The following is a 26443-nucleotide window of genomic DNA, read 5'->3' on the forward strand; positions in this document are numbered from 1 at the left end:
TTTGCTGTTTCAGAATCAAGTCTGCCCTCTCTGCTCCACTTTGTCTGGAGAATTTTTGGGATACCTACTTTAGAAGCCTGTTCTGTTTTAAAGTCAGGAAGACCCGCAAGAGATCTTGTGAGGTCACTGCCGCCACCTTCTGTATAACCTGCTACACCGCAACGAATCCAATCAGGACCCCACCAGTTAGCCCAGTCTTCTGCATTTGTATTGTAGTCGATAAAGCTGTGATATGTTTTGTTGTTAACATTCTTATGTGAATAGTATGAGTCTTCCCAGCCCGGTGCTACTGTGCCGTAACCATACTCTGCCATATCGTAAAGTGAGTTGTAACCTGAGTGGTTCATTACGATATCCATAATAACTCTGATGCCGTGCTCGTGAGCTGTGTCAACAAGAGTTTCAAACTCCTCGGCAGTACCGAAGTTTGCATCTGTCTGTGTGTAGTCGAGAACATAGTAGCCGTGGTATGAATAGTGAGCGTAACTTGGATTACCGTCGCTGCCTACCACATAACCGTGTGTCTGCTCATACGGAGCGGAAATCCAGATTGCGTTTACACCGAGGTTATTGAAATAACCCTCTTCGATAGACTGTGTAACACCGGCAAAGTCGCCGCCGTGGAAGGTAGCTCTGTCATCAATGTTAGAAACAACCTTACCGCTCTGGTCAAGACCTCTGTTGTATGAGTGGTCGTTTGATGTGTTTCCGTTTCTGAAACGGTCGGTTAAGAGAAAGTAAACCGATGCATTGTCCCAAGAAAAGTTATCTTTGCTCTTTGTTGTAGAAGCAGATACTGTTTCTGTAGTATCAACGGTAGCAGCACTTGCCACTGTTGAGAATGCAAAGGTTGTGCTTGACATAACGGTGCAAAGTGCAATTGCAACGCTTGTCGCTTTTAGCATTCCGTGCTTGTTCATTAGTTTAATTACTCCTTTCAAAATTAATTTAAAGGGCAATCTGCCCTATTTTTGAATTTCTGTCATAAATAATATTATCACATAATTATCACAATTACCATAATTTTATTAATTAAAAAATAAATACGGCAACATTTACAAATAGTTTGAGCTGTTTATGTGTATTATGCCTTATGCTTTGTAAAATTTAACGGAGCCGACTATGCTTATACAGTGCTTTATGTAAGGTCAAAAAAAGCAAAGGAACCCGACATAACAATCGGATTCCTTTTGAAAAAATATATTATTTATCGCCCGACTTAGTGATTAAGCCTGCAATCAAGCCAAAGAATATTGCCGCCGCAATGCCTGCCGCCGCACTTTTTAGTCCGCCTGTAAGAACACCGAGAGCGCCGTCTGCGGCAAGTCCCTCTTTTACACCCTGACTCATCAAAAAACCAAAGCCGCTTATAGGTACAGATGCGCCTGCGCCCGCAAACTCGGCGAAGGGTTCGTAAAGTCCGACTGCACCCAAAATCACACCTGCCACCACAAAGCCTGTAAGTATTCGGGCGGGAGTAAGTTTTGTTTTGTCAATTAAAATCTGACCGATTACGCAAATAAGTCCGCCTGTCCAAAAAGCATTTATATAATCCATAACTATTCCTCTTTATAATATTTATTACCTTTAGTTTTTAACCGATTAGCAAATTTTATTCTGATATGTGACGAAAAAATGAAAATTTGTGTAGCAACTATAATTTTTCATAAAAAATATACACAAAGCCGATTTTATATAGTATAATGTAAAATGTTGTATTATGGCTCTGCGAAAGCACAGAGTAAACAATACGCTTACTATTATTAAGGAGTGAACAAGTCACATGGTTGAGGTTAAAAACCTTACAAAAAACTACGGCAACATCAGGGCTGTTGACAACATCAGCTTTACTGTTGGCGAGGGCGAAATCCTCGGATTTCTTGGCCCGAACGGTGCCGGAAAATCTACCACTATGAATATGATAACGGGGTATATTTCTTCCACATCGGGCACTGTAAAAATTGACGGAAAGGAAATTCTCGAAAATCCGAAAGAGGCTAAATCCAAAATCGGTTATCTTCCCGAAATTCCGCCGCTCTACACTGATATGTCAGTGAAAAAGTATCTTGAATTTATGTTTGACCTCAAAAAGGTCAAGCTCCCCAAAAAGGAACACATTGAAGAGGTTATGCGACTTGTTCGTATTACTGAGCAGGCAGACAGAATCATTAAAAACCTTTCAAAAGGTTATCGCCAGCGTGTAGGCTTTGCTCAGGCTTTACTCGGCAATCCGCCTGTACTTATTCTTGACGAGCCGACTGTCGGTCTTGACCCTAAGCAGATTATTGAAATCAGAAAGCTGATTAAGAGTCTCGGCAAAAAGCATACTATTATATTCTCATCTCATGTGCTGTCGGAAATCTCCGCAACCTGTGACAGAATCCTTGTTATTTCAAACGGCAAGATTGTTGCCGATGCAAAGGCAGATGAGCTTTCTTCTTCAACAGCAGGCGAGGAAAAGCTCGCACTCGTGGTTGAGGGTACTTCTTCAGACATTATTTCGGCAATCAAAAATATTCCTGCGGTTATTCGTGTAAATAAAATTTCCGATAAAAGCGGTAATTCGGCTAAATATATGGTTGAGTACGAAAATGAGCATGACATTCGCCGTGATGTGTTCAACGCAATGTCAAGAATAAATTGCCCTATTCTCGATATGCAGTCGGGCAACGAAACACTTGAGGAAATGTTCCTCAAGCTAACTACTAACGGCAATTATGACGCAGTCGGAGGTAAAAAATAATGGTTGCAATCTTAAAGCGAGAGCTTTCTTCTTATTTTAATTCAGCCGTTGCCTATGTTGTAATGGCGGTGTATTTTCTGTTTTCGGGATTGTTTTTCAGTATGATATGTATTGAAAACGACTCCGCAAGCCTTACATATGTATTTGGCAATATGTTCATTATCATTCTTTTTGTTATTCCTATTATAACAATGAAAACCTTTTCGGAGGAAAAGCGTCAGCGCACAGACCAGGCACTTCTCACATCACCTACAAGCCTGTTTGAAATTGTAATGGGCAAGTTCCTCGGCGCATTTATCCTCTTTGCACTCTGCTCACTTATCTTTGTAGTGTATGCACTTGTAATTTCATTCTTCACAACTCCCGACTGGGCGGTTGTACTCTGCACATACTTTGGACTTCTTCTTTTGGGCGCAGCGCTTATTGCGATTGATGTTTTCATCTCTGTTCTCACAGAAAGTATGATTATCTCTGCTGTTGCAGGTATGGGCGTAGGCTTGCTCATCTATATGCTCAGCAATCTTTCAAGCTACATTACAGTTGACTGGATTGCAACTATTGTAAAAAAGATTGATTTTCTTACATACTACACAAACTTCACATACGGTATGCTTAACCTTACCGATATTGTATTCTTTTTGAGTGTTACGGGATTGTTCTTGTTCTTTACCGCTCGTGTACTCGAAAAAAGACGCTGGAGCTAAGGAGGTAAAGAGCAATGAGCGAATTTAAAAAAGACACTGCGGCAGAAAACACTGCCGAGGTAAAAAACGAAAATGCCGATGCTAAATCGACAAATCCGAAAAAAGCCGACAAACCTAAGAAAGACAAGAAAAAAGGCGGATTAAAGGCTTTCTTAAAATCAAGAAAAGCACGCCACGGCTCGGTTGCGATTGCCGTAGTAGCGGTTGTAATCGCACTTGTGGTTGTTCTCAATATTATAGTTTCACTACTCGTAAACAGATTCCCGAATATGGTAATCGACTTTACAAAGGAGTCTTCTTTTGCACTTGAAAACGACACCGTAGACTATGTATCTCATATTGACAAGGACATTACAATTACAGTTCTTGCCACAGAGGAAAAGTTTGAGGCGTCGGGCAACTACTACATTCAGGCTAACAAGCTCCTTGAAAAAATGGAGAGTGCCTCAAACGGCAAAATCAAGCTCAAGTATGTTGACCTTTCAAGCAACCCGTCAATCGCACAGAAATACACAGATGCAGACTGGACAAAGAACTCAAATATGATGATTGTTGAGTGCGGCGACCAGTACAGAGTGCTTACTATTGACGATTGCTTTGAATACGACAAGAATTACTACGCACAGTACGGCTCTTACTATGTAACATCTTCACTTGTAGAGCAGGGTGTTGTTACAGCTATCCTCAATGTTACCACAGACGACAAGGTAATTGTTGATATGATTACAGGTAATCAGGAGCAGGACAGCACAGCTATCAAAACACTTCTTCAAAACAACGCATATCAGGTAAACGAGGTTACTCTTGCAACAGGCGACCTCGACAATGATGCCAAGTTTGCTATTCTCTATGCGCCGTCGGTTGACCTTGACGAGGGCGCAGTGGAAAAGCTTTCAAAGTGGCTCGACAATGATGGCAAGTACGGCAGAAACCTTATTTACATTCCTACCGAAAACAGCATTGAAACTCCGAACCTTGACAGTCTCTTAAACGAGTGGGGTATGCAGGTAAATGACGGCTATGTATATGAAACAAGCACAGACCGCCTTGTAAGCAACACCTCGCCGTTCATCTTCACTGTTGACTACACAGACTACTACACAAAAGGACTTAAAAATCCTAACATTCCTGTTGTTACACTCTTCTCAAGAGCTATCACACTTTCAGACACAAGTGTGGCACACGCACTTCTTACAACTTCAAATTCGGCAGGTATTCGTCCTACTGATGCTGACGAAAATTGGAACTACAAGGACAATCTCACAAACGAGGCTGTAAACATAGCCGCCGAGGGTGTTAAGTCAAACACAGACAATTCTTCTTCAAAGGTAGTTGTATTCGGTTCATACTCAATGTTTACTTCAGACATTATGTCTTACAACAGCTTTAACAACTCAGGCTACCTTATGAACACAATCAACACCCTTGCAAACAAGGATGACGCAGGCATTACCATTGAGAGCAAGTCAATGAACAATGCAGAGCTTGGCATTACAGACGCTACAACAAAGAACACTCTCTTTGTAATATTTGTTGTATTAGTTCCTGTTGCCGTACTTGTAACAGGCATTGTAATGTGGCTGCGCAGGAGGAATAAATAATGAAAAAGAATGTAAAACTTCTCATCATCATTGCTATTGCGGCGGTAGTGCTTGTAGGCGTTATGCTGCTGCTCATATTCCTGCCAAAAGCGGGTGACGATGCCGATCCGATGGACAGCATTGATAAGGGTATTGATATGTCAACCTCGGTTGATGAAAACGGAATGCACCAGGCAAAAATCAATACCAACGATAAGGGCGAAATTGAAAACAACAGCTACGGCACATTGCTTGAATATGTACCGGCAAAAATTTCAACAATCAATGTTGAAAACACCTCCGGCACAATGGAAATAAAGTCTGAAACTCCGGTTGACGATAACGGCAAAACAGAAAAAACCGTATATACACTTGTAGGATTTGAGGACTTCTCATTGCAGACAGGATTTCCTGATGCAATCGCAAACGATGCGGCGGCGCTTGACTTCAGCAAGGTAATAAGCCTTGATGGCGCAAAGGCATCAGAATGCGGTTTTGACAGTCCAAAGGCAACAGTTCTCGTTACCTACACAGACAATACAAAGGCAAAAATTATTGTGGGCGGTGACGCACCGTCATCGGCAGGAACATATGTAAAGTTTGGCACATCCGACACAATCTACCTTGTAGGGAGTGACGCAGTCGATTCGTTCTCATACAGCCTTACAGATATGTTCTCAAAGGCAATTAACGACGCAGCATCAAACACAGATAATTCGCAGTACAGCAAAATTACACTTTCGGGCAAGAACTTCCCACAAAGTGTAGTGCTTGAACCTAACAATGACGGCAAAAACTCGGCAACAACAGTTATCACATCACCTAAAAAGACCTATGCAAACGAAGATGCAAGCAGTAAGGTTTCGGGTGCAATCAGAGGCTTGTTTGCCGAATCTGTAAAAATGGTAAATCCGTCAGACGCACAGCTCAAGGAGCTTGGACTCAGCGACCCGTATGCAGCTATTGAGGCGGTATATCCCGACACAACAGTAAGCCTTATTGCATCTAAGCCTGACAGCTCAGGCAAAGTAAACATTATGCCAAAGGGCGGAAAAGTTGTATATACAATGGCATCTGCAAATCTTCCATGGGTAGATATGAGCTACGAAAAGCTCACTTCGGAGTATGTACTTCACCCACTTATGTCGGCGGTATCAACCCTTACAATTAATAACGGTTCTGACACTTATACATTTGATATAAGTACAAAGGAAACCACCACAACAAACGAGGACGGCGAGGAGTCAACCTCAACTACTACCACAGTAGTATATAAGGATAACGAGCTTAACTCATCGTACTTCTCAACATTCTTCCAGAACCTCACATTGCTTACAAAGAGCGACACAACGGCCGACAAGCCAAGCGGCAACGCAGTATTTACCGCCGAATATAAATATTCAGACGGCAGTACAGATACCGTTAAATTCTATAATGCAGACGGAAACAAATATCTTGCAGAGGTAAACGGCGAAAGCGTAGGACACCTTTACAAGACAAATCCAAGCAAGCTGATAGAACAGGTTAAAACAGTTGCAAATAATAAAGAAGTTACAGACTTTGCGGCATAATTAACCTAACTTAATTAATAATTAATTTAAACCTGCCCGATTCAGTTAATTCTGACTCGGGCAGGTTTTTGTTTAGCACACAAAGTTTAGTTTAATGAATTTAAAATTCAGGTCAAGCCTTTTTAAAGGCTTGCGGGTTTGGGCAGAGCCCATAAAAAGTTTCTCTTACATCAAATTATCGGGCGCAAACAGCTTTGCTGTTTGCGTGCTAAGACAATGTTTTGAAAACAGGCGATAGCCTTAAAAAGGGGAATAGATAAAATAATGTGCCGTCATTGCGTAGCAATGACGGCACAAATTATAGGGAGTATCTTTTCTATGTTGCTGTCGCATTGGCATTAACATAATGGTGATAGCCTAAAAATGCGATAGCAATAAAGGAAAAGCAACGCTACTGCGACTACTAATTTGCCACTTATTAAGGGCAAATTAGCCACACACGCAAACTTTTACATCCTTTAAAATATCTTTTCTCTACTGATACTCAGGTGTAACTTTCTTGCTCTCTGCCACTCATTAGTCTTAACTTTTGTTTTCTAATAAAGTCTTGAGTAATATAAAGTTTAGTTATCCTATGATATAAATTCAACTGTTTGTTTTTTATTAAAAATCAGTGTATTTTTATTATTTTATGGGCTCTGCCCAAACCCGCAACCCTTTAAAAAGGGTTGACCTAAATTTTAGATTTATGAATGGTTAGTCTGATTTTCCCCACCCCGTCACTGCAAAACAGCAAACAAAAACCCGATTATAGCCTTTGCTACAATCGGGTATCTTAATACTTTTCTAAATCAGCTTACCGCTTTTTTATACAGCTTTTTATAAACCAAGAACAATGCCACCGATACTATTAAAAAGAACAGTGAGCACGCAAGCACGCACATTATAATGTTATTTGCACACGATACAAACAGCATATATGTTGCTCTTGACGCTATGTTAAAGGTTTCAATCTTCTTTGACAACAAAATTACTATCGGCAATACCAACGTTGTCAAAAATGTGGCGGCTGATGCATAATAAATATGGCGCACTGCCCTATGTTTCCATTTTGTTGACAATACAAATATTACGCAAATCAGCGCCGAAAGCACTGCACATATTGCAATTACAAACGGCAACAGCTTTTTAACATTCTGAAATCTGCCCGCTAATGTTCCGAAAAACGGCAATTCCAGCGACTGCTTATAAATTTTAGCCGCCTCTTTTATAAGGTATTCCCTGTTTTCGCTCGAAACACTGTCGGCGCTTATGCCCTTTTGCTCTATATAATCGTCAAGCGCTGTATTAAACGCCTGTTTAAAAGCTGTTTTATCAATCACACTGCCCTCGCCCGAATAATAATCATGTATATACTTTTCAGTATCCTCGTGAATCATTATTTCATCAAGCAAGCCGTTGAAAAAGTCCTCTTCAAGTCCGCTTGCATAACCGAGGTCGGTCAAACTGCTTGTTATCTCGTCCTTTTTCTCGGTTATGTAATTGCAGGTGTTCATATTGTCAAGCATAAAGCTGTCATTAAACAGTGTGAACTGCAGCGAAACAGCATACGCAAGCACTGTTAAAAGCACCGCAAGCACAAGTGAAAGCAATATATTAACTATCTTTTTAACTGTTGACATACTCAGCCCTCCTTTGATGTTTTATCAATCTGAGGACCTGAAACATATTTTGCATACACAAAAAATCTCTGATCTGTAAGACCAAGCTCGTCAAACGGATAACAGGTATACATTATGAGATTTTCTTCATTTGCGCTTAAATCATACGCAGAGGTGTCTGTCGCTTTCTTTACAGCCGTATCGGTAATTTCGTATGTGTAATTGCCGTAGCTTGTCTTAATGGTAACAGTCTGCCCTGCCTTAGCGTTTTTAAGTCCGTTAAAATATGTATTGTTGTGTCCGGCAACAAGAATTGTTTTTCCGTAACCCGGTATAAAACTGCCGTTATATATGCCTACGCCGTTTCGCAGTGCAACATTTCCGTCGCCGAAGAAAAGGTTATTGTCAATAGAGCAATCCTCTATGATAAGTTCGCCGAACTGCTCACCTGTCTTTGGGTATTGGATTTCACTTATAAGCAGTTTATTACTTGAATCGGTTTCATTTTTGTTTTCTGACACCGGCACAAATATATTGTTATATTCTGTGGAATAATCTCTTGCAGAGTCCGAAAACATAAGACCTGCTGCCGAAATTAAAGAAGATGACGGCATAAGTACAAGGTAGCCTAAAAGATAAATTACCACAAAAAATATAGAGGGAAGAATTAAAAAACCCTTCCCACCAATTTTTTTATGCCTGTGTCTGGTATTTTTCATATCAGACATTTACAATCAAGCTCTTTCTCTTTTTTTAACAGAAAGAACAACTGTAGCACCTGCTGCAAGAGCAACTGCTGCGCCTGCAACTGTAGCAACAGCGAATGTGTTTACATTAGCGCCTGTTGTAGCAATAGCATTGCTTGTAGTTGTTGTGTTACCCTTACTGTCAGTTGTAACCTTTGTGCTAACAATTGCGTTGCCGTTCTTGTCAGTAGCTGAAACAGTCTTAGTTGCCTTGTCGTAAGAAACTGTAACACCGATTACATTAGCAGCCTTCTGACCATAAGTGAAGAGCTCCTGCTTCTGAGCTTTGTTAAGATCCTTAACAGTTGAAGCACCCTGTGACTTAAGGTAATCTACAGCATCATTGATGTCCGCAATAATCTCCTTAGATTCTGCGTCTGTCATGTCAATAGTGTTGAAGTAGTTTTCAGCCTGGTTGAGCATCTCATCAGCATTAGAAACAAAACCACCGTTGTAGCTTGTGTTTACTTCTGAAAGCTTGTCAAGTACAGCCTGTTCTGCACTGTTGATACCAGCGGCAAAAGCCGGCACAGTAGCCATAGCAATAACTGTTGCTGATGCAAGGATTGCAGATAACTTTTTCATTATTTATACCGCCTCTCTAAAGTATTTAGCAAATCTTTGAACAAAATTATATATATGAAATTTTGCCCAATTATCTACTTTATAAAATATTGTACCACAATAATTCTTTTTTGTAAATACTTAGCTCTAAAATTATGTCGATTTTTAGTTTTTTATACTAAACACTCACAAACAGTTTTATTTACATTTATATTTTTGTGATTATTCACGAACTTTTTTATCTGACATACATTCAACAAGAACCGCTTTTTGTGCATGAAGTCTGTTTTCTGCCTCTTCAAAGATTTCATTAGCATGCTCTTCAAATACATCGGCAGTGATTTCTTCGCCACGGTGAGCAGGTAAGCAGTGAAGAACCATACACTCCGGATTTGTAACAGACATAAGCTCTTTGTTTACCTGATAGCCGGCAAATGCCTGTTCACGAATCTTCTTCTCCTCTTCCTGTCCCATAGATGCCCAAACATCTGTATAAACAACATCAGCGTTCTTTGCAGCCTCCATCGGGTCTTCAACAATTTCAAATTTGCCGTTGCCGTACTTTTTACCGAATTCAATAATGTGTTCAGGCGGCATATATCCCTTTGGGCAAGCTGCAGAGAAAGACATACCTGTGCTGAGTGCGCCGACAATGAGAGAGTTCATCATATTGTTGCCGTCACCGATAAAGCACATTTTAAGTCCCTCAAGTTTACCCTTAAACTCACGGATAGTCATAAGGTCTGCGAGCACCTGACATGGGTGGCAGTAGTCTGTAAGACCGTTGATAATCGGAATAGAGCCGTACTCGGCGAGAGCCTCAACCTCTTCCTGCTTAAATGTTCTGATCATAATACCGTCAAGAAAACGAGAGAGAACTCTTGCTGTATCCTGAACGGGCTCGCCTCTGCCGATCTGTAAGTCATTGGATGAAAGGAAGAGCGGATAACCGCCGAGCTGTGTCATACCAACCTCAAAAGATACTCTTGTTCTTGTGCTTGACTTCTCAAAAATCATACCAAGAGTTTTGCCGGCAAGAATTTTGTGCTCAATGCCGTGTTTCTGCTCATATTTAAGCTGGTCGGCAAGGTTAAGTGTATTGATGATTTCATCTGTTGACCAGTCTTCAAGTTTAAGTAAATGCTTCATTTTAATTCTCCTCTAATGTTTTTTCAAGAATACTGAGTGCAAGGTCGATTTCTTCCTTTGTAATGTTGAGCGGCGGCAACATTCTTAAAAGCGACTTTGCGGTAATAATAATAAGTCCATTTTCAACGCATTTTGCCGCAATGTCGTGAGCGTCGCCGTTTTCAAGCTCAATGCCAATCATAAGTCCCATTCTGCGAACAGCCTTTACGCCGTCCATTTTCAGGACTTTTTCTTCTATATATTTACCCTTTGACTCAACCTCGGAAAGGAACTCCGGCTTTGAAATTTTATCAAGCACATAGTTTGCGCCTGCGCAAACAACAGGGTTTGCACCGAATGTTGTGCCATGAGTCGAAGGTGACATTACATCTTTGAGCTTTTCGCCGCAAACGCATAAGCCGATCGGAAGTCCGCCGCCAATGCCCTTTGCAACGGTAAAAATATCAGGTTTTACATCAAAATTTTGGAAAGCGAACAGCTTGCCTGTTCTGCCTGCGCCTGTCTGTACCTCGTCAACGATAACCAAAATATCCTTTTCGTTGCAGAATTTAACAAGGCTCTGCACATAATCTTTGTCAAGAATATTTACACCGCCCTCGCCCTGAATAAGCTCAAGCATAACCGCACAGGTTTTGTCGGTTACGGCATTTTCAAGTGCGTTCATATCGTTTGCGTCTACATAAGAAAATCCCTGAGTAAACGGGAAAAAGTAGTTGTGAAACACATCTTGTCCCGTTGCGGAAAGAGTGGTTACTGTTCTGCCATGGAAAGAATTGTTGAGTGTAATAATTTCGTTGCGCTCAGCACCGTATTTATCAAAGCTGTATTTTCTCGCAACCTTAATTGCGCACTCGTTAGCCTCAGCGCCGCTGTTGCCAAAGCAAACCTTTGAAAAGCCTGTAAGTGTGCAGAGTTTTTCGGCAAGATTACTTGCCTGCGGACAATAAAAATAGTTTGACATATGCTGAATTGTGTTAGCCTGCTCGCTGACTGCCTTTACCCAGCCGTCCTCGCACCAGCCAAGACTGTTTACGCCGATACCCGATGCAACATCTACATATTTTTTGCCGTCCTCATCATACGCAACAGCACCCTTACCGCTTTTTAAAGCTACATTATATCTGCCGTAAGTGTGCATTATGTACTGCGAATCCTTTTCCTTTGTATTCATTTTCCCACTCCCTTAAGTGTTATCTACATCTTCATTATTAAAAGAAAAAACAAATATATCCTCACGCTTTTTAAATCCGAAATCCTGCCAGAAGCTCTGACCTGTGGTGTTGTTCTGATAGCAGAAGATATGAGTTTTATCTATTCCCTGTTCCTTAATAGCCTCAATCGCACTTTTGGCAAGCTCGTGTCCGATGCGCTTTCTGCGGTAGTCGGGCAAAACTGCCATATGGTGAATAAAGCCCCGTCTGCCGTCATGGCTTGCAAGTACAGTACCTACAATTTTGCCGTCAATAACGGCAACCTTGCTCATACCCTCGCTTCTTGTAAGATAAGACTCAATTTTTGCTTTTTCGTCAGCCTTGGACAAGGCTCTTTTAGAGGTAATCTGCCAAAGGGCAAAGACCTCCTCGTAATCTGCTATTGTCATTTCTCTGATTATCATATCTGTTTTTTCCTTACCAACTGCCATAAGGCAAGTTATTTGCAATTTATTAATAGAACATTGTGCCGATACCCTCATCACTGAACATTTCAATGAGGATAGAGTGCTCAATTCTGCCGTCAATAATGTGTGCTCTGCTTACGCCGCTTCTTACAGCCTCAACACAGCAGTCAATTTTCGGAATCATACCGCCCTTTATGATGCCCTCACGCTTGAGCATAGGAACTTCGCTGACATTTACAACAGATATGAGCGAGTCTTCGTCGTTTACATCTTTTAAAAGACCTCTGATGTCTGTCATAAGAATGAGCTTTTTGGCACCGATTTTTGCGGCGATGTGAGCTGCGGCAATATCCGCATTTACATTATAAACATTTCCGTCATAACCGCTTGCAACGGTAGCCACAATCGGAATATAACCGTTGTTGATAACATTCTGCAAAGGTTCCGGATTTACTTCTTTAATCTCGCCTACATAGCCGAGGTCTGCACTTGTAACAAGTTTTTCCGCCATAAGCATATTGCCGTCAAGACCGCAAAGACCGATTGCCTTGCCGCCGTGTTTTTCCATAAGCTGAACAAGGTTTTTGTTTACCTTGCCTGCAAGTACCATTTGCACAATATCAATAGTTTCTTCGTCGGTAACACGCATACCGTTTTCAAACTTGCTCTCTTTGCCGACTGCCTTAAGCATTGCATTTATTTCAGGGCCGCCGCCATGAACAAGCACAACATTAACGCCTACAAGTCGCATAAGTGCTATATCGCTCATAACTGCGCTTTTAAGTTTATCGTTTACCATTGCGTTGCCGCCGTATTTTACAACAATTGTTTCACCGCTGAATTTACGAATATACGGCATAGCTTGTATTAAGACTTTTGCTCTTTTATTAATATCCATTTTTCATTTCCCCTGATATAAATTTAATGCCCGTTTTTCAGATAAATTATGGTTTGGCAAATTACTTTCCCAATTAGGTTCTGTAATCTCCGTTAATCTTTACATAATCATAGGTAAGGTCGCAGCCGTAAGCCTCGGCATAGCCAAAACCGTCATTTAATGATACAAGAATATTGATTTCCTTTTCAAGCAAAATTTCCTTTGCCTTTTCTTCCGAGAACTCAACTCCTGCGCCGTCTTTGCAAACAAGGATACTGCCCTTAGCCGACTCAAAAGATACATCTACCTTTTTAACATCAACATCAGCGCCGCTGTAACCGATTGCACAAAGAACTCTGCCCCAGTTTGCATCTGAGCCGAACATTGCGGCTTTTACAAGGCTTGAACCGATAATGCTCTTTGCAACTTTAACAGCGTTGGGCTTGCTCTTAGCACCCTCAACCTTGCAAACAAGAAGTTTTGTTGCGCCCTCGCCGTCACCCGCAAGTTTCTTTGCAAGTGCTCTGAAAGCTGCGGTAAGTCCGCTTAAGAATGTATAGTAATCTTCGTTTTTGTTGGTAATCATTCTGTTGCCGGCTTTGCCCGATGCCATAATAGCAAGGGTATCGTTTGTAGATGTATCACCGTCAACGCTTACCATATTGTAACTGTCCTCAACAGCCTCACGCAGAGCCTCACGCAGCATATCCGAAGAAACAGCCGCATCTGTTGTAACAAAAGAGAGCATAGTACCCATATTAATGTGAATCATACCGCTGCCCTTTGCAATGCCGCCGATTGTAACGGTTTTGCCGTCAAGCTCCATTTGCATAGCCATTTCTTTTTTAACCGTATCGGTTGTCATAATAGCCTCGGCTGCGTCTGTGCCGCCCTCTTTGGTGAGGTGACCTTTCATATAAACGCAAGCCTTTAAAATAGGCTGAATAGGGAGTGGCTGACCGATTACACCCGTTGACGCTACAATAACATCTTCCGCTTTTACACCGAGAGTTTCGCCTGCGATAAGGCACATATGATTTGCAATGTCATATCCGTTTGCATTGCAGGTGTTTGCATTGCCGGAATTTACGATAACCGCCTGAGCCACGCCGTTTTCGAGGTGCTTTTTTGTTACCTCAATAGCTGAGCTTTTAACAAGGTTTTTGGTATAAACAGCCGCCGCCGTACAGGGAGTGTCGCAATAAATCAGCGCAAGGTCACGCTTTGTTTTGTTTGACGGCTTGATTGACGCACAAATACCGGCTGCTGTAAAACCCATAGGAGAAGTAACTGTGCCTTCGATAAATCTGTAATTTCCCATAATAAAGCCTCCGTTTTTTATTTGCTTTTACCGATTAAAAAGCAGGTGGAACAATAACAAGACCTGTTTTTTCGTCAAGTCCAAAGATAATGTTCATATTCTGAATTGCCTGACCTGCTGCACCCTTAACCATATTGTCAATAGCTGCGCAAGCCACAAGCTTATTTGCTCTTTTATCGTGATGAATTGAAACATCACAGAAGTTTGAATAGCGCACATTGTGAATGTCGGCACACTTGCCGTCGTCAAGAAGTCTTACAAAAAATTCGTCTTTGTAGAAATCCTCATACGCCTTTCTGATCTGCTCAAATGTCACGCCCTCGTTAATGTCTGCATAAACAGTGGCAAGAATACCTCTGTTTACAGGCAAAAGGTGCGGTACAAATGTAATTGTAACATCTTCGCCCGAAAGTTTTGAGAGTGTCTGCTCAATTTCGGGAGTGTGGCGGTGACTTGCAACCTTGTATGCATGGAAACCCTCGTTAAGCTCAGGGAAATGGTTACCCTGAGTAGGTTTTCTGCCTGCGCCCGTAACACCGCTCTTGCAGTCACAAATAATACCCTTTGTGCTTACAAGTCCGTTTGCAACTGCCGGAGCAATGGCAAGCGGAGAACAGGTAGTGTAGCAGCCGGGGTTTGCAATTAACTTTTTGCCCTTGATTTTATCTCTGAAAAATTCAGGAAGTCCGTAAACAGACTGTTCGTGTAACTTTTTGTCAAGAAAAGTACCGCCGTACCACTCTGTATATTCTTCTTCGCTCTCAAGACGGAAGTCTGCGCCGAGGTCAATGAAAGCCTTGCCTGCGCTTATGCACTTTTCGGCAAGCTCCTGTGAAAGACCGTGGGGAAGTGCGGCGAAGATAACATCGCTCTTCTCAACAACAGCGTCTTGGTCTTCGCAGACCATATCGTTTAAAAATGTATACGATGGATAAACATCGCTTAACTTCTGACCTTCAAAAGAAACCGAGCTGATAGCTGAAATTTCAGCCTCGGGGTGACTTGTCAGAAGTCTTACAAGCTCGGCACCGGCATAGCCTGTTGCGCCTACAATACCTGCTTTTATCATTTTAATCAATCCTTTTTATTGATACTCTTTGCAAAATCAAATGCAAATCCTGCAAAAATAAATTATAAATTCTTAGCAATCTCTGCAACTCTCTTTGCCTGCGCTTTTACATTTTCAGAGGCAGGGCCGCCGAATGCTTTTCTTTCGTTTGTACAAGTTTCAAGTGAAATTGCTCTGTAAACATCTTCGTTAAATACATCACAAACCTTTTTGTACTCCTCAATCGGGAGGTTTTCAAGGTCTGTACCAAGCTCAATGCATCTTGCAACGAGTTCGCCTGTTGCCTTGTACGCATCTCTGAACGGAACACCGTTCTTTGTGAGCCAGTCTGCGCAGTCAGTTGCGTTAATAAATCCGCCTGCTGCCGCTTTACGCATATTCTGCGGAATAACTCTCATTGTATCAAGCATTGGAGTAAAGGCTGTAAGGCACATTTTAACTGTATCGACAGCGTCAAAAATTGCCTCTTTGTCCTCCTGCATATCTTTATTGTATGCAAGGGCGATGCCTTTCATAATTGTGAGCAATGTCATATTGTCGCCAAAAACTCTGCCGCTCTTGCCACGAACAAGCTCTGCAATATCGGGGTTCTTTTTCTGCGGCATAATTGACGAGCCTGTTGAAAATGCGTCATCAAGCTCAATGAACTTAAATTCCCAGCTGCACCACATAATGATTTCTTCCGAAAATCTTGAAAGATGCACCATAATAATAGAAAGAACAGACGCAAACTCAATGCAGTAATCTCTGTCGGATACGCCGTCAAGCGAGTTGTTTGTAATTCTTTCAAAACCGAGCAGCTCGGCAGTAATTGTTCTGTCAATAGGATAAGTTGTGCCTGCTAAAGCACAAGAGCCGAGCGGCATTTCGTCCATTCTCTTTAAGCAGTCCTCAAGTCTTGACACATCTCTTAAAAGCATTTCGCCGTAAGCTAAAAGGTGGTGACCAAAGGTGATTGGCTGTGCTCTTTGTAAATGAGTGTAGCCGGGCATAACGGTTTCGCTGTACTTTTCCGCCTTGTCGGCAATAACCTTGATAAGGTCAACAACGAGCTTTTTGACATTAACAACTTCCTTTTTAAGGTAAAGCTTAATGTCAACGGCAACCTGATCGTTACGACTTCTTGAAGTGTGAAGTCGCTTGCCGTTGTCGCCTATTCTCTTGGTAAGCTCGCCCTCAATAAAGGTGTGAATATCCTCTGCTTCCATATCAATATGGAGTGTGCCGTTTTCTATGTCTGCAAGGATTCCCTTAAGACCCTGAACTATGTCGTCAGCCTCTTCCTGTTTGATAATTCCGCATCTGCCGAGCATTGTTGCGTGGGCTATACTGCCCTCGATATCCTCTTTATACATACGGCTGTCAAATGAGATTGAGCTGTTAAAATCGTTAGTGGTTTTTGAAAGTTCCTTTTTAAATCTGCCTTTCCAAAGCTGCATATAATCACCTCGGGTTAATGAATGATTGTTAATTTGTGTATTATTTATGATTGATATTGCTTTTTAAAAATATCCGTATAAACAACTGTCAGGGACAGAGAATTTCCCTGTCCCCGAACCGGAATAATTATTTTAATTCATACAAAAGTCTTTGAGTAAAAATTACTTAATAAGACCCTTTTTAGCACGAACCTTGATTGGAAGACCGAAGAGGTTGATGAAACCTGCACTGTCGTTCTGATCGTAAACCTGATCCTCATCAAAGGTTGCGATTTCTTCATCATAGAGTGAATATGGGCTTGTAACACCTGCGTCAATGATGTTGCCCTTGTAAAGCTTTAACTTAACATCACCTGTTACATACTCCTGTGTGCTGTCAACGAATGCCGAGAGAGCCTCACGGAGAGGTGTGTACCATTTGCCGTCATAAACGAGTTCTGCAAATGTGTTTGAAAGGTTCTTCTTGTAGTGAAGTGTATCCTTGTCAAGGCAGATTTCCTCAAGCTTGTTGTGTGCAGCGTAGAGGATTGTGCCGCCCGGTGTTTCATAAACTCCACGAGCCTTCATACCTACAAGACGGTTCTCAACGATATCTGTAATACCTACGCCGTTTCTGCCGCCGATTTTGTTAAGCTCCTTGATAAGCTCAACAGAGTCGATTTCCTCGCCGTTAAGCTTTGTAGGAACACCCTTTTCAAATGAAATTGTAACATACTCAGCCTTGTCGGGAGCCTGCTCAGGAGAAACGCCAAGCTCAAGGAAACCCTCCTTGTTGTACATAGGCTCATTTGCAGGATCTTCAAGGTCAAGACCTTCGTGGCTTAAGTGCCAGAGGTTTTTATCCTTAGAATAGTTTGTTTCACGGTTAATCTTGAGCGGAATGTTGTGCTTTTCAGCGTACTCGATTTCGTCCTCACGGCTCTTGAACTCCCATGTTCTCCAAGGAGCGATAATCTTCATATCAGGAGCATAAGCCTTGATAGCAAGTTCAAAACGAACCTGATCGTTGCCCTTACCTGTGCAGCCGTGGCAGATAGCGTCAGCGCCCTCAGCCTTAGCAATCTCTACAAGTCTTTTAGCAATGATAGGACGAGCGAAAGATGTGCCGAGGAGGTACTTGCCCTCGTAAACAGCGCCTGCCTTAACGGTAGGAATGATGTACTCGTCAACAAACTCCTTGTTAAGGTCTTCAATATAAAGTTTAGATGCGCCTGTTTTAATAGCCTTTTCCTCAAGACCGTCAAGCTCTGTGCCCTGTCCAACATCACCCGAAACAGCGATAACCTCGCAGTTGTCATAGTTTTCTTTTAACCAAGGAATAATAATAGAAGTGTCAAGTCCGCCTGAATAAGCGAGAACAACTTTTTTAATTTTATTGTCAGCCATTTTAATTTCCTCCATAGAAATGATTTATATTACTCTTACATTATACGCTTTCTGACGGAAAAATCAAGTGTTTTTTGAATAAATATTCAATACTGTACAAAATTGTAAAAAATGCACCTTTTTCCGCTGTCTGCGCACAAATTTTACTGCAAAATCCACTTTACAACTGACATAAATCTTCCATATATGTATAAAAATGCATATATACAGAAATAATGAATATTCATTTTTTGAATTTATTTTTGCATAAAATGTATATTTTTATGAATATTCAGCGTGAATATTCATTTTCGCACCAACGGCAATTATTATAGCTATGGTATAAACTTTTTATTCAGAGTTTTTAAAGCTAACTTTGCATAAAAGCAATGCCCGACTGCAAAATCACAGTCGGGCAAGTATTATAATATATCAAGATTTCTTTTCCAAATTAAAATTCTCTTTACCGATTCGTCAAGTCTGTCGGTTGTTATTTCGCCGTTCTGCACAGCAGTCAGCAAGGCATTGTATTCGGTTTCAATATCACCACAGCAGAGGAAGTCATTGCCTGCCTTAAAAGCTGCAACCGCGAGTGGCTCGTAAATGTCGAGGGCATCAACGGCAAACATATCGAGATCATCTGTCATAACAACTCCGTCAAATTTAAGCGTATCTCTTATAACCTCATGCACAGGCTCAGAGAGCGAGGCGGGATTTCCGCTGTCAATCGAATTTACTGTTATGTGCGACACGAGAATACTGTCTGCACCTGCCTTTATTCCTGCCTGAAACGGCAGAAAATCGTTGTTCTGCAATTCCGAGAAAGTTCTGCTGTCAGTTGCAGACGAATAGTGCGTATCGCCGTTGTCGCCATAGCCGGGGAAATGCTTTAGCACAGTACCGAGGTGCTTTGCCTTGCTCGCCTTTACAACGGTTTCCACAAATCGGCTTGTATCGTTTGCATCACTCGAAAACGAGCGGTAGTACATAAATGAATCGGGGTCGGAAGTGATGTCGCAGACAGGCGCCATATTTACATTTACTCCGAGCGAAAGCAGAAATTCCGCTTTATCGTATGCGTCGTCTTCAACAGCGCTCCAGCCGCCGTTTGCAAAGGTTTCGCTCGGTGAAAGGTATGCGCTTTCCCTTAGTTTTGGATTATCGCTCGCACGCACCACAGTTCCGCCCTCTTCGTCTGTACCGATAATAAGCGGAATTTTTGCCGTTGCCTGCATGGCTTTTATGTCTGCCTTTACCTCGTCCTTTGTTTTGCCGTCAAAGTCAACTCCAAACAGCAGAACTCCGCCAATGTGGTAATCGTTTATCGCCTTGGTCATATCGTTGCCACGGCAATTCACATAAAGCAGCTGACCCACCTTTTCCTCGACTGTCATTCTTGAAATCTTCAGATCAATGTCGGCATACGGGTCAACAGGCGCTGTGCTCTCGTTAGCTTGTGTGTTCTGCTCTCCTGCACTTGTTTCGGCTTTTGAGCTTTTGCCCGAATTTTGACAGCCGACAAGTGCTGTTAAAGCCATTACCGCTGCAAGTACAGAGGCAATTATTCTTTTCCTTTTCATTTTATCCCTCATTAAAAAATTTCAACAGTTGTTTTTTCTACAAAGCTGTCCTTAAAAGTTTTCATCTTTTGCATATGCGGTGTGTTAAGATGTTCTTTTTGCAATTTTTCGGACTCCCACTTTTCGATAAGCACAACTACATTTTCCTTGCCGAAAGCCGGCACAAAGTAATTGTATTCAATACAACCGTTTTCGCTCTGCACAACTTCGGGAAATCCGTTGTTTTTCAGCACCGCTAAAAACTCGTTTAACATATCGTCTTTTATAAAATATTTTACAATAAGTGTTATTTCGTGCATTGTACCTCTCCTCTTGGCTTTTTAAGCGTTTTAAAGGTTTCAAAATAAAAGAATTTATCTATATATGTACCTATTATACCAACAGCCTTGCCCATTGTAAAGGCTGCAAGTATAGTTCCTATGCCGAGTCCGTCAAGGTAGCCGAGGCAGAAGAAAGTAAGACCTGCCGTAATTGCAAGACAGCTTAAATCGTAACCGATTTTGATTTTAGGATAGCCAACCTTTGTAATGTCCGAAAGCTCTCTCGGAAACAAATCGGTAGGAATGATAGGGAGTTTGCATCGGTTTGAAAGCGCAATTCCTATGCTTATAAGAATATAGCTTACTATAAAGTAAACCACGCATAAAAACAGATTTTTAGGCAGAATATTTATCCATAATTCGTGCAAATCCATACATTCACCAAAGGCAAAGCCTACCACAAAGCTGAAAAGGTAGTTTGCAACAAACTTCTTGCGCATAACCATAAGACTCATCACCAAAACACCCTGAAAAATATATGTCCATGTGCCGAGCGAGAGAAACGGCAAAACCTCGGAGAAAGCATACGGCACGCTTGAGATTGCCGAAATGCCTGCGCCCGAATAGAGCATAAGCACTACGCCAAAGCTGTTGATAATTACCGCAATGAGCAGTGCAAGCTCGCCACAAAACAGTTTTTTTCCTTTTTGTTCGGATTTTTCTTCCATAATATCAACCCCATAAAATAAATACCTGTATTATTTTACTGCAATGATTATGAAAAATCAATGCGTAAAGGTTTTGTTCTTAATTTGGGGTAAAATTATGGTTTAGCTTAGTTTATTGCAATGTTAAAAACACAAAACTAAAAAGTTTGGTCGACCTTTTCAAAGGTCGTGGGTATGGGCAAAGCCCGCAAATACTTTCCGTTTATGCAGCCTAACGATAGCCAAACCCGCAATTTTTGAAAAAATTGAGTAAACTTTTTTTATTTTTGTCGGATAATAGCGTTAGTTAAATTTTGACGATTAAAAAAACTCCGACCAAGTAAAATCTCTCGGTCGGAGTTGCGTTAAATATAAATTTTAATTATCGTTTTGCTATTGCTCGCTGTAAGGTGGTAACATCCCTTACATCACGGTAACCGTCAAAGTTTATATCTGTGTAATAATACTGGAGCGAATCAAGCTCAACCGATCCGGAAATGTACTGTTGCAGAAAAGTAACATCGTTTACATCTACTGCGCCGTGAAGGTCAATATTGCCGAATCTCAATATGTATATATTCGAACCGACAGTACCGCCTCCGCCGCCGACTACATAAGCTTTGCGGTAAGAAAATGTAGTGCAGTAAACTGTTGGTTCATTAATTTTGGTAGACAGATAAATTTCCACGCAGCCGTCCTTATCCGGAACTACGCCCGTTACAGCACCGCCGCTCTGGAAGTACAAGGCGGAGTCATAATAACCGCCGCCGTCTGCTTTTTCGTATTTGAAGTTATAATCATGACTGCCGATACTTGAGAATTCCATTGTATGCGAGCCGTCCTTGTTAAAATAATTCGGATCTAACTCGTGAAGATTTATTTTTGCTTTAACATACCTTCCGCCTTTATTGTCAAATGTGTAACTTGCGTATGTGTTTCCCGAACCGCTTACAAAATAGCGGGCGTATTTTTCGGAAGACGGCATAAAGAGTGTTTTGTCACCGCCTATACAATCGGCAAATTTCATGGAGTAGTTTTTTTGAGTATCGCCTCCCGTAAATAATACTCCGTTTGTATAATCGGACGGAATATTGTACGCAGAAACCAAAAGCGTGTTGTTGCCGATGTTTTTTGCCGAGTTGTAAATCTCAACACCCTTATGCGGCTTAACGGTTTTTGCGTTTGCGGTCACTGCTGCACCTGCAGTCAGCACCGCACAAAGAATTAAACATACAAATTTTTTCATTTTATACTCCTTTATAATTATTTGGTAATAGCTTGTTGTAAGTCTGTAACATCTTTAACATTTGTTTTGCCGTCACGGTTTATGTCGGAATAAAACATCTGAAGTTTATCAAATTCCGCATCGCCCGCAATGTATCTCTGCAAAAGGGTTACATCGTTTACATTTGTACTGCCTTTAAGGTCAATATTGCCAAAACAAAGCATCGGCACATACATACTTATTATTCCGCTGTAATTAGGCAGGTAGGTTGAAAATGCGGTTTTCACACCGGGTTTTGCTTTTATATAAATTTCCACACAGCCGTTCTCGTCGGGTGCAACACCGTTTACCGCACCGCCGCTAAAGAAAGTGAGATTGGATCCATTTTCCCTAAGAGTGTAGGTTGCTCCGTTTCCGTCTGTATCGGTATATGAACCGTCACTGTTAAAATAGCTTGAAACATCACTTAATTTTACCTTTAGTTTTGCATATTCGCCGCCTGTATTCGCAAAGGAATAGCCTGCATAAGTATTTCCGCTGCTACCGCCGTTTGCCGAAACAAAGCGAGTATAGCTTTCGCTTGACGGCATGGAAATAACGGTATTTTTACCTATACAATCCTTGTATTGTACAGCATATGGTTTTCCTGTGTTTTTGCCGTAAAAACACACTCCGCCAAGCGTATTTTTGCTAAGATTATAAGTAAACACATTTAAGGTGTTGTTTTCAAGTTTTACCCCTGAATCAAGCACCTGAACGCTCTTATTCTCCCGAACAACTGCCGCATTGGCAGAAACTATTGAGCCTGTTGCCATAACAGCTGCAAGTGCTGTACTTAAAAGTTTTTTCATTGATTTCCTCCTCGCTTTAAAACTAAATTAAAATTAATATCCATAGTATTCGGCAACGGCTGTCTGCAAAGCGGTAACATCCTGAACATTTATTTTGCCGTCACGATTAATGTCGGCATGGTACATTTGCAGAGAATCAAACTCTGCATTGCCCGAAAGGTACTGCTGGAGCAATGACGCATCGTTTACATTTACGCTGTAATCTAAATTTATATTGCCAAAAGTAAGCTTATATATCTCTATGCCGTTTGTTCCGCCGCCACCGCCGCTTGTCAGCCCCACATCAAAGCCGTATTCTGTAAAGTAATTCACACTATGGTTTACCTTTGTACTCACATAAAATTCCACATATCCGTTGCTGTCGGGAACTGCACCGGTAAAAACTCCGCCGCTCTGGAAAAACAAAACAGATTCATAGTAGCCGTCCTTTACCGTTTGACGAGTAAAATTATATGTATGTCCGTCTTGGGTGTGTGTGCCGTTACTTTTAAATTCATTTGGATTTATATCCGACAGCTTGGCTCTTACCTTTACATATTCTCCGCCTGCCTGTCTTAAATCCAAATTAGTAGTTCCGCCCATACTGCTTGAAAGACAAGACCAAATATTATATTTTTCGTTAGACGGCATAGTTATTGTTTTTGGTGCCGATAAATAATTCTTAAATATATATTTGTATCTTTTTCCGCTTTTTTGACCGTCAAGTACAAATCCGCCGCCTGAGCCTGTATTCTTCATATTGTATGTGTAAATACTTATAGTGTTGTTTTTAGTTGTTATTTTTGAACTCAAAATTTGATAATCCTTATTTTGTTTTACCGCTGCGTTGGCAGATACCGCCCCACCTGCCGCCAATACTGCACAAAGTGCTATGCTTACAAATTTTTTCATTTTTTACCCTCTCTTAATTTATTTTTTCGTTAAAACATTTTGTAAAGTCGTAACATCCCTAACATCAATTTTGCTGTCGCTGTTAATGTCGGCATAAAATTTTTGCAAATTGTCAAAGGTTACCTGCTCAGAAAGGTACTGCTGTAATGCGGTAACATCGTTTACATCTACACTGCTGCTGAGGTCAATGTTGCCAAAAGCTTTATACCGCCCGTTGCGGTATTATCCATATTATAGATTTAAACATTCAAGGTGTTGTCCTTAACAGTTATTGGATTGCTGATAATATCAAAACCCGAATGAGGCTTTAACGCAGTCGCCGCTTTGGTACCTACTGCCGAACCTGCCACCACCAATAAGCAAAGAGCTATGCTGAGCAATGCTATTGATTTTTTCATATTTTATCCACTCAATAGTCATTTTTTGTAAAATAATAAAGATTACATACAGTCAAGCAATATTATACAATATTTTAAAAGATAAAGCTATAACGCAAAAAGCCGAATTTCTAATTCGCTAATAGAAAAATTACTGCACTTTGCACATACAACTCTGTTTTAACTTGTTATCACAAAGAATTTATGCTATTATTCTAATAATGAAAGGCGGTAAAAATATGTTGAAATTCTGCTGTCCTGTCTGCAAAGAGGAGCTAAACCTTGACGGACGAACCTACAAATGTATAAAAAACCATTGCTTTGATTGCGCAAAGCAGGGATATGTAAATCTTTTACAGAGCAACAAATCAAAAAGCAAGCGCCATGGTGACGATAAACTTATGATAGAGGCACGAACTCGGTTTTTGAATACGAATTTTTACAAGCCGTTGTGCGATCTTATGTGCGAGTTTTTAAAAAAATATGTTCCGCAAAACGCAAGCGTGCTTGACGCAGGCTGCGGCGACTGCTATTATACAGAAAAAATCGAAAAGGCGCTTGCCGATAGGAACGCAAGCGTTGTCGGTGTGGATATATCAAAATCGGCGCTCATTGCGGCGGCAAAGAGAAGTAAGAGCATTAATCTTGCGGTGGCAAGCGTGTTCAGCCTGCCTGTCGGCGATTTATCGTGCGATGCGGTGCTCAATGTATTCTCACCTTTTGCGCCCGAAGAATACGCAAGAGTGCTGAAAAGCGGCGGTGTGCTTTTGAGAGTTATTCCGCTTGAAAATCACCTTTTTTCGCTCAAAAAGGCGATATACGATAATCCGCTGAAAAATCCCGAAGAAAGCACAGAGATTGACGGCTTTACACTTGCCGAAAGTCAAGAGCTTAAATACAGCATAGAGCTTAAAAGCAACGAGCAAATTGAAAGCCTGTTCAAAATGACTCCGTACTACTACAAAACCTCTCGCACAGACCAGCAAAAGGTTGAAAAGCTGAGCACACTCCAAACGGAAATCGAATTTTGCGTGCTTGTTTACAAAAAGGATAACTGCGATAAATACTGAGATTTTTGAAAAATATTTTTTAAAATTACACATTAGCATACAGGAGCATATAAGAGCATTTGAGCGTATTTTAAAGTTTGTATAAAGGTAAATTAAATTTTTTCAAAAAAGTGTTGACAAGACAAAATAAATGTATTATAATTCAAAGGCACAAGTAAATTATAGGAGGATTTGTTATGTCAACATATTTAGCTAAAAAAAGCGAAATTGAACGCAGCTGGTATGTAATTGATGCAGCAGGCAAGCCACTCGGTAGAGTTGCAGCTCAGGCAGCAGTTCTTTTAAGAGGCAAGCACAAGGCAACATTTACACCAAATGTAGATTGCGGTGATCATGTAATCATTATCAACTGCAAGGACGCTGTATTAACAGGCAATAAGCTCACTCAGAAGAAGTGGCAGCGTCACACAGGCTATATCGGCCATCTCAAAGAAACAAGATATGATACTCTTATGGCTACAAAGCCAACAAAGGCTATGGAGCTTGCTGTTAAGGGTATGCTTCCAAAGAATACACTCGGCAGAGATGCTTTGCTCAGACTCAGACTCTTTGAGGGTGCAGAACACAATCATCAGGCTCAGAAACCTGAAATGATTGAAGCTTAAAAGAAGGAGGCAAATTTATAATGTACGATAAGACACCTTATTTTTACGGTACAGGCAGAAGAAAAAGCTCTGTTGCAAGAGTAAGACTTTACCAGGGTACAGGCAAAATCACAATCAACGATCGTGACATCGACGATTATTTTGGTCTTGAAACACTCAAGCTCATCGTTAGACAGCCTCTCGCCTTAACAGAAACAGACCAGAAGTTCGACATCGTTTGCAGAGTAGCAGGCGGCGGCGTTACAGGTCAGGCAGGTGCAATCCGTCACGGTATTTCAAGAGCACTTCTTCAGTACGATTCAGAGAACCTTCGTTCAACACTTAAGAAGGCAGGTTTCTTAACTCGTGACCCAAGAATGAAAGAGCGTAAGAAATACGGTCTTAAAGCAGCTCGTAGAGCACCACAGTTCTCAAAGAGATAATCATATTATCTTGTTATATTACAGCACCGTCAAAACTGTGGTGACCCCAAAAAGTTAGACTTGAAAGCGTAGTGGCTTTTAGCTGCTACGCTTTTGTTATGCAACTAA

The 26443-nt window shown here is 41.2% G+C and carries 27 protein-coding genes; 7 read left to right on the plus strand and 20 right to left on the minus strand.

Going from position 1 to position 26443, the window contains the following annotated elements; genetic code table 11:
* Positions 1–920, minus strand: a 920-nt coding sequence (locus DXC23_RS12085) for an alpha-amylase family glycosyl hydrolase (RefSeq protein WP_242997519.1), incomplete at its 3' end; no start/stop codon positions are given.
* Between the two features lie 283 nt (positions 921–1203).
* Entirely contained in the window at positions 1204–1557 is a 354-nt protein-coding gene (locus DXC23_RS12090) for a SpoVA/SpoVAEb family sporulation membrane protein (RefSeq protein ID WP_117706773.1), read from the minus strand.
* 226 nt (positions 1558–1783) lie between these two features.
* Between DXC23_RS12090 and DXC23_RS12095 the strand changes: the two genes are divergently transcribed.
* From DXC23_RS12095 to DXC23_RS12110, 4 genes are read left to right on the plus strand one after another with little or no spacing between them, the layout of a single operon-like run.
* The gene (locus DXC23_RS12095; protein ID WP_117706775.1) at positions 1784–2743 is read left to right on the plus strand and encodes an ATP-binding cassette domain-containing protein; all 960 of its coding nucleotides are present in this window, start codon (positions 1784–1786) and stop codon (positions 2741–2743) included.
* A complete protein-coding gene (locus DXC23_RS12100) occupies positions 2743–3447 on the plus strand; it encodes an ABC transporter permease (protein ID WP_117706777.1) in 705 nt (234 codons plus the stop codon). Before DXC23_RS12095 ends, DXC23_RS12100 begins: the two co-directional genes overlap by 1 nt.
* 14 nt (positions 3448–3461) lie before the next feature.
* Positions 3462–5048, plus strand: coding sequence for a GldG family protein (locus DXC23_RS12105; RefSeq protein WP_117706779.1), 1587 nt, complete (start codon positions 3462–3464; stop codon positions 5046–5048).
* Entirely contained in the window at positions 5048–6598 is a 1551-nt protein-coding gene (locus DXC23_RS12110; RefSeq protein WP_117706781.1) for a DUF4340 domain-containing protein, read from the plus strand. The genes DXC23_RS12105 and DXC23_RS12110 overlap by 1 nt, the downstream gene beginning before the upstream one ends.
* 791 nt (positions 6599–7389) lie before the next feature.
* Here DXC23_RS12110 and DXC23_RS12115 read toward each other — a convergent pair.
* From DXC23_RS12115 to DXC23_RS12480, 18 genes are all read right to left on the minus strand, one after another.
* The gene (locus tag DXC23_RS12115) at positions 7390–8220 is read right to left on the minus strand and encodes a hypothetical protein (RefSeq protein WP_117706783.1); all 831 of its coding nucleotides are present in this window, start codon (positions 8218–8220) and stop codon (positions 7390–7392) included.
* A gap of 2 nt (positions 8221–8222) precedes the next feature.
* Complete coding sequence (locus tag DXC23_RS12120) at positions 8223–8927, minus strand: class D sortase (RefSeq protein WP_117706785.1); 705 nt, start codon at positions 8925–8927, stop codon at positions 8223–8225.
* Between the two features lie 6 nt (positions 8928–8933).
* A complete protein-coding gene (locus DXC23_RS12125; protein WP_117706787.1) occupies positions 8934–9530 on the minus strand; it encodes a hypothetical protein in 597 nt (198 codons plus the stop codon).
* A gap of 201 nt (positions 9531–9731) precedes the next feature.
* Positions 9732–10658, minus strand: coding sequence for an ornithine carbamoyltransferase (argF, locus tag DXC23_RS12130; protein ID WP_117706789.1), 927 nt, complete (start codon positions 10656–10658; stop codon positions 9732–9734).
* Position 10659: 1 nt separating this feature from the next.
* Positions 10660–11829: an aspartate aminotransferase family protein gene (locus tag DXC23_RS12135; protein WP_117706791.1), complete on the minus strand. Its 1170-nt coding sequence runs from the start codon at positions 11827–11829 to the stop codon at positions 10660–10662.
* 12 nt (positions 11830–11841) lie between these two features.
* A complete protein-coding gene (locus tag DXC23_RS12140) occupies positions 11842–12273 on the minus strand; it encodes a GNAT family N-acetyltransferase (RefSeq protein WP_117706793.1) in 432 nt (143 codons plus the stop codon).
* 49 nt (positions 12274–12322) lie between these two features.
* Positions 12323–13174: an acetylglutamate kinase gene (gene argB, locus DXC23_RS12145; RefSeq protein ID WP_117706795.1), complete on the minus strand. Its 852-nt coding sequence runs from the start codon at positions 13172–13174 to the stop codon at positions 12323–12325.
* A gap of 73 nt (positions 13175–13247) precedes the next feature.
* Positions 13248–14474 carry a bifunctional glutamate N-acetyltransferase/amino-acid acetyltransferase ArgJ gene (argJ, locus tag DXC23_RS12150; RefSeq protein WP_117706797.1) on the minus strand — a complete coding sequence of 409 codons (1227 nt, stop codon included), beginning with the start codon at positions 14472–14474 and terminating at the stop codon, positions 13248–13250.
* Between the two features lie 34 nt (positions 14475–14508).
* Positions 14509–15543, minus strand: a complete 1035-nt coding sequence (gene argC / locus DXC23_RS12155) for an N-acetyl-gamma-glutamyl-phosphate reductase (RefSeq protein ID WP_117706799.1) — start codon at positions 15541–15543, stop codon at positions 14509–14511.
* Between the two features lie 62 nt (positions 15544–15605).
* Entirely contained in the window at positions 15606–16982 is a 1377-nt protein-coding gene (gene argH / locus DXC23_RS12160) for an argininosuccinate lyase (protein ID WP_117706801.1), read from the minus strand.
* Positions 16983–17144: 162 nt separating this feature from the next.
* Positions 17145–18368 (minus strand): argininosuccinate synthase, encoded by a 1224-nt coding sequence (locus tag DXC23_RS12165; protein WP_117706802.1) that lies wholly within the window; start codon positions 18366–18368, stop codon positions 17145–17147.
* A 401-nt stretch (positions 18369–18769) separates the two neighbouring features.
* Positions 18770–19927: a glycoside hydrolase family 3 N-terminal domain-containing protein gene (locus DXC23_RS12170; RefSeq protein ID WP_158552587.1), complete on the minus strand. Its 1158-nt coding sequence runs from the start codon at positions 19925–19927 to the stop codon at positions 18770–18772.
* 11 nt (positions 19928–19938) lie between these two features.
* Positions 19939–20226 carry an antibiotic biosynthesis monooxygenase gene (locus tag DXC23_RS12175; RefSeq protein WP_117706806.1) on the minus strand — a complete coding sequence of 96 codons (288 nt, stop codon included), beginning with the start codon at positions 20224–20226 and terminating at the stop codon, positions 19939–19941.
* A complete protein-coding gene (locus DXC23_RS12180) occupies positions 20214–20915 on the minus strand; it encodes a DUF6198 family protein (RefSeq protein WP_117706808.1) in 702 nt (233 codons plus the stop codon). Before DXC23_RS12180 ends, DXC23_RS12175 begins: the two co-directional genes overlap by 13 nt.
* Before the next feature lie 361 nt (positions 20916–21276).
* On the minus strand, positions 21277–22140 hold the full coding sequence (locus DXC23_RS12185; RefSeq protein ID WP_117706810.1) for a dockerin type I repeat-containing protein: 864 nt from the start codon (positions 22138–22140) through the stop codon (positions 21277–21279).
* Positions 22141–22157: 17 nt separating this feature from the next.
* Positions 22158–22970 carry a dockerin type I repeat-containing protein gene (locus tag DXC23_RS12190; protein ID WP_117706812.1) on the minus strand — a complete coding sequence of 271 codons (813 nt, stop codon included), beginning with the start codon at positions 22968–22970 and terminating at the stop codon, positions 22158–22160.
* 33 nt (positions 22971–23003) lie between these two features.
* Positions 23004–23861 carry a dockerin type I repeat-containing protein gene (locus tag DXC23_RS12195; protein WP_117706814.1) on the minus strand — a complete coding sequence of 286 codons (858 nt, stop codon included), beginning with the start codon at positions 23859–23861 and terminating at the stop codon, positions 23004–23006.
* 239 nt (positions 23862–24100) lie between these two features.
* The gene (locus DXC23_RS12480; RefSeq protein ID WP_158552589.1) at positions 24101–24259 is read right to left on the minus strand and encodes a hypothetical protein; all 159 of its coding nucleotides are present in this window, start codon (positions 24257–24259) and stop codon (positions 24101–24103) included.
* A gap of 218 nt (positions 24260–24477) precedes the next feature.
* On the opposite strand from DXC23_RS12480, the gene DXC23_RS12200 reads away from it, so the two are divergent.
* The 3 genes from DXC23_RS12200 to rpsI all read left to right on the plus strand — a co-directional run bounded on the left by DXC23_RS12200 (position 24478) and on the right by rpsI (position 26335).
* Entirely contained in the window at positions 24478–25308 is an 831-nt protein-coding gene (locus DXC23_RS12200) for a putative RNA methyltransferase (RefSeq protein ID WP_117706816.1), read from the plus strand.
* Positions 25309–25484: 176 nt separating this feature from the next.
* Entirely contained in the window at positions 25485–25913 is a 429-nt protein-coding gene (gene rplM, locus DXC23_RS12205) for a 50S ribosomal protein L13 (RefSeq protein ID WP_117706818.1), read from the plus strand.
* Between the two features lie 20 nt (positions 25914–25933).
* Positions 25934–26335: a 30S ribosomal protein S9 gene (gene rpsI, locus DXC23_RS12210; RefSeq protein WP_022234348.1), complete on the plus strand. Its 402-nt coding sequence runs from the start codon at positions 25934–25936 to the stop codon at positions 26333–26335.
* The last annotated feature ends 108 nt before the right edge of the window (positions 26336–26443 follow it).

The sequence above is a fragment of the Eubacterium sp. OM08-24 genome (assembly GCF_003438075.1).
GTDB lineage: Bacteria > Bacillota > Clostridia > Oscillospirales > Acutalibacteraceae > Ruminococcoides.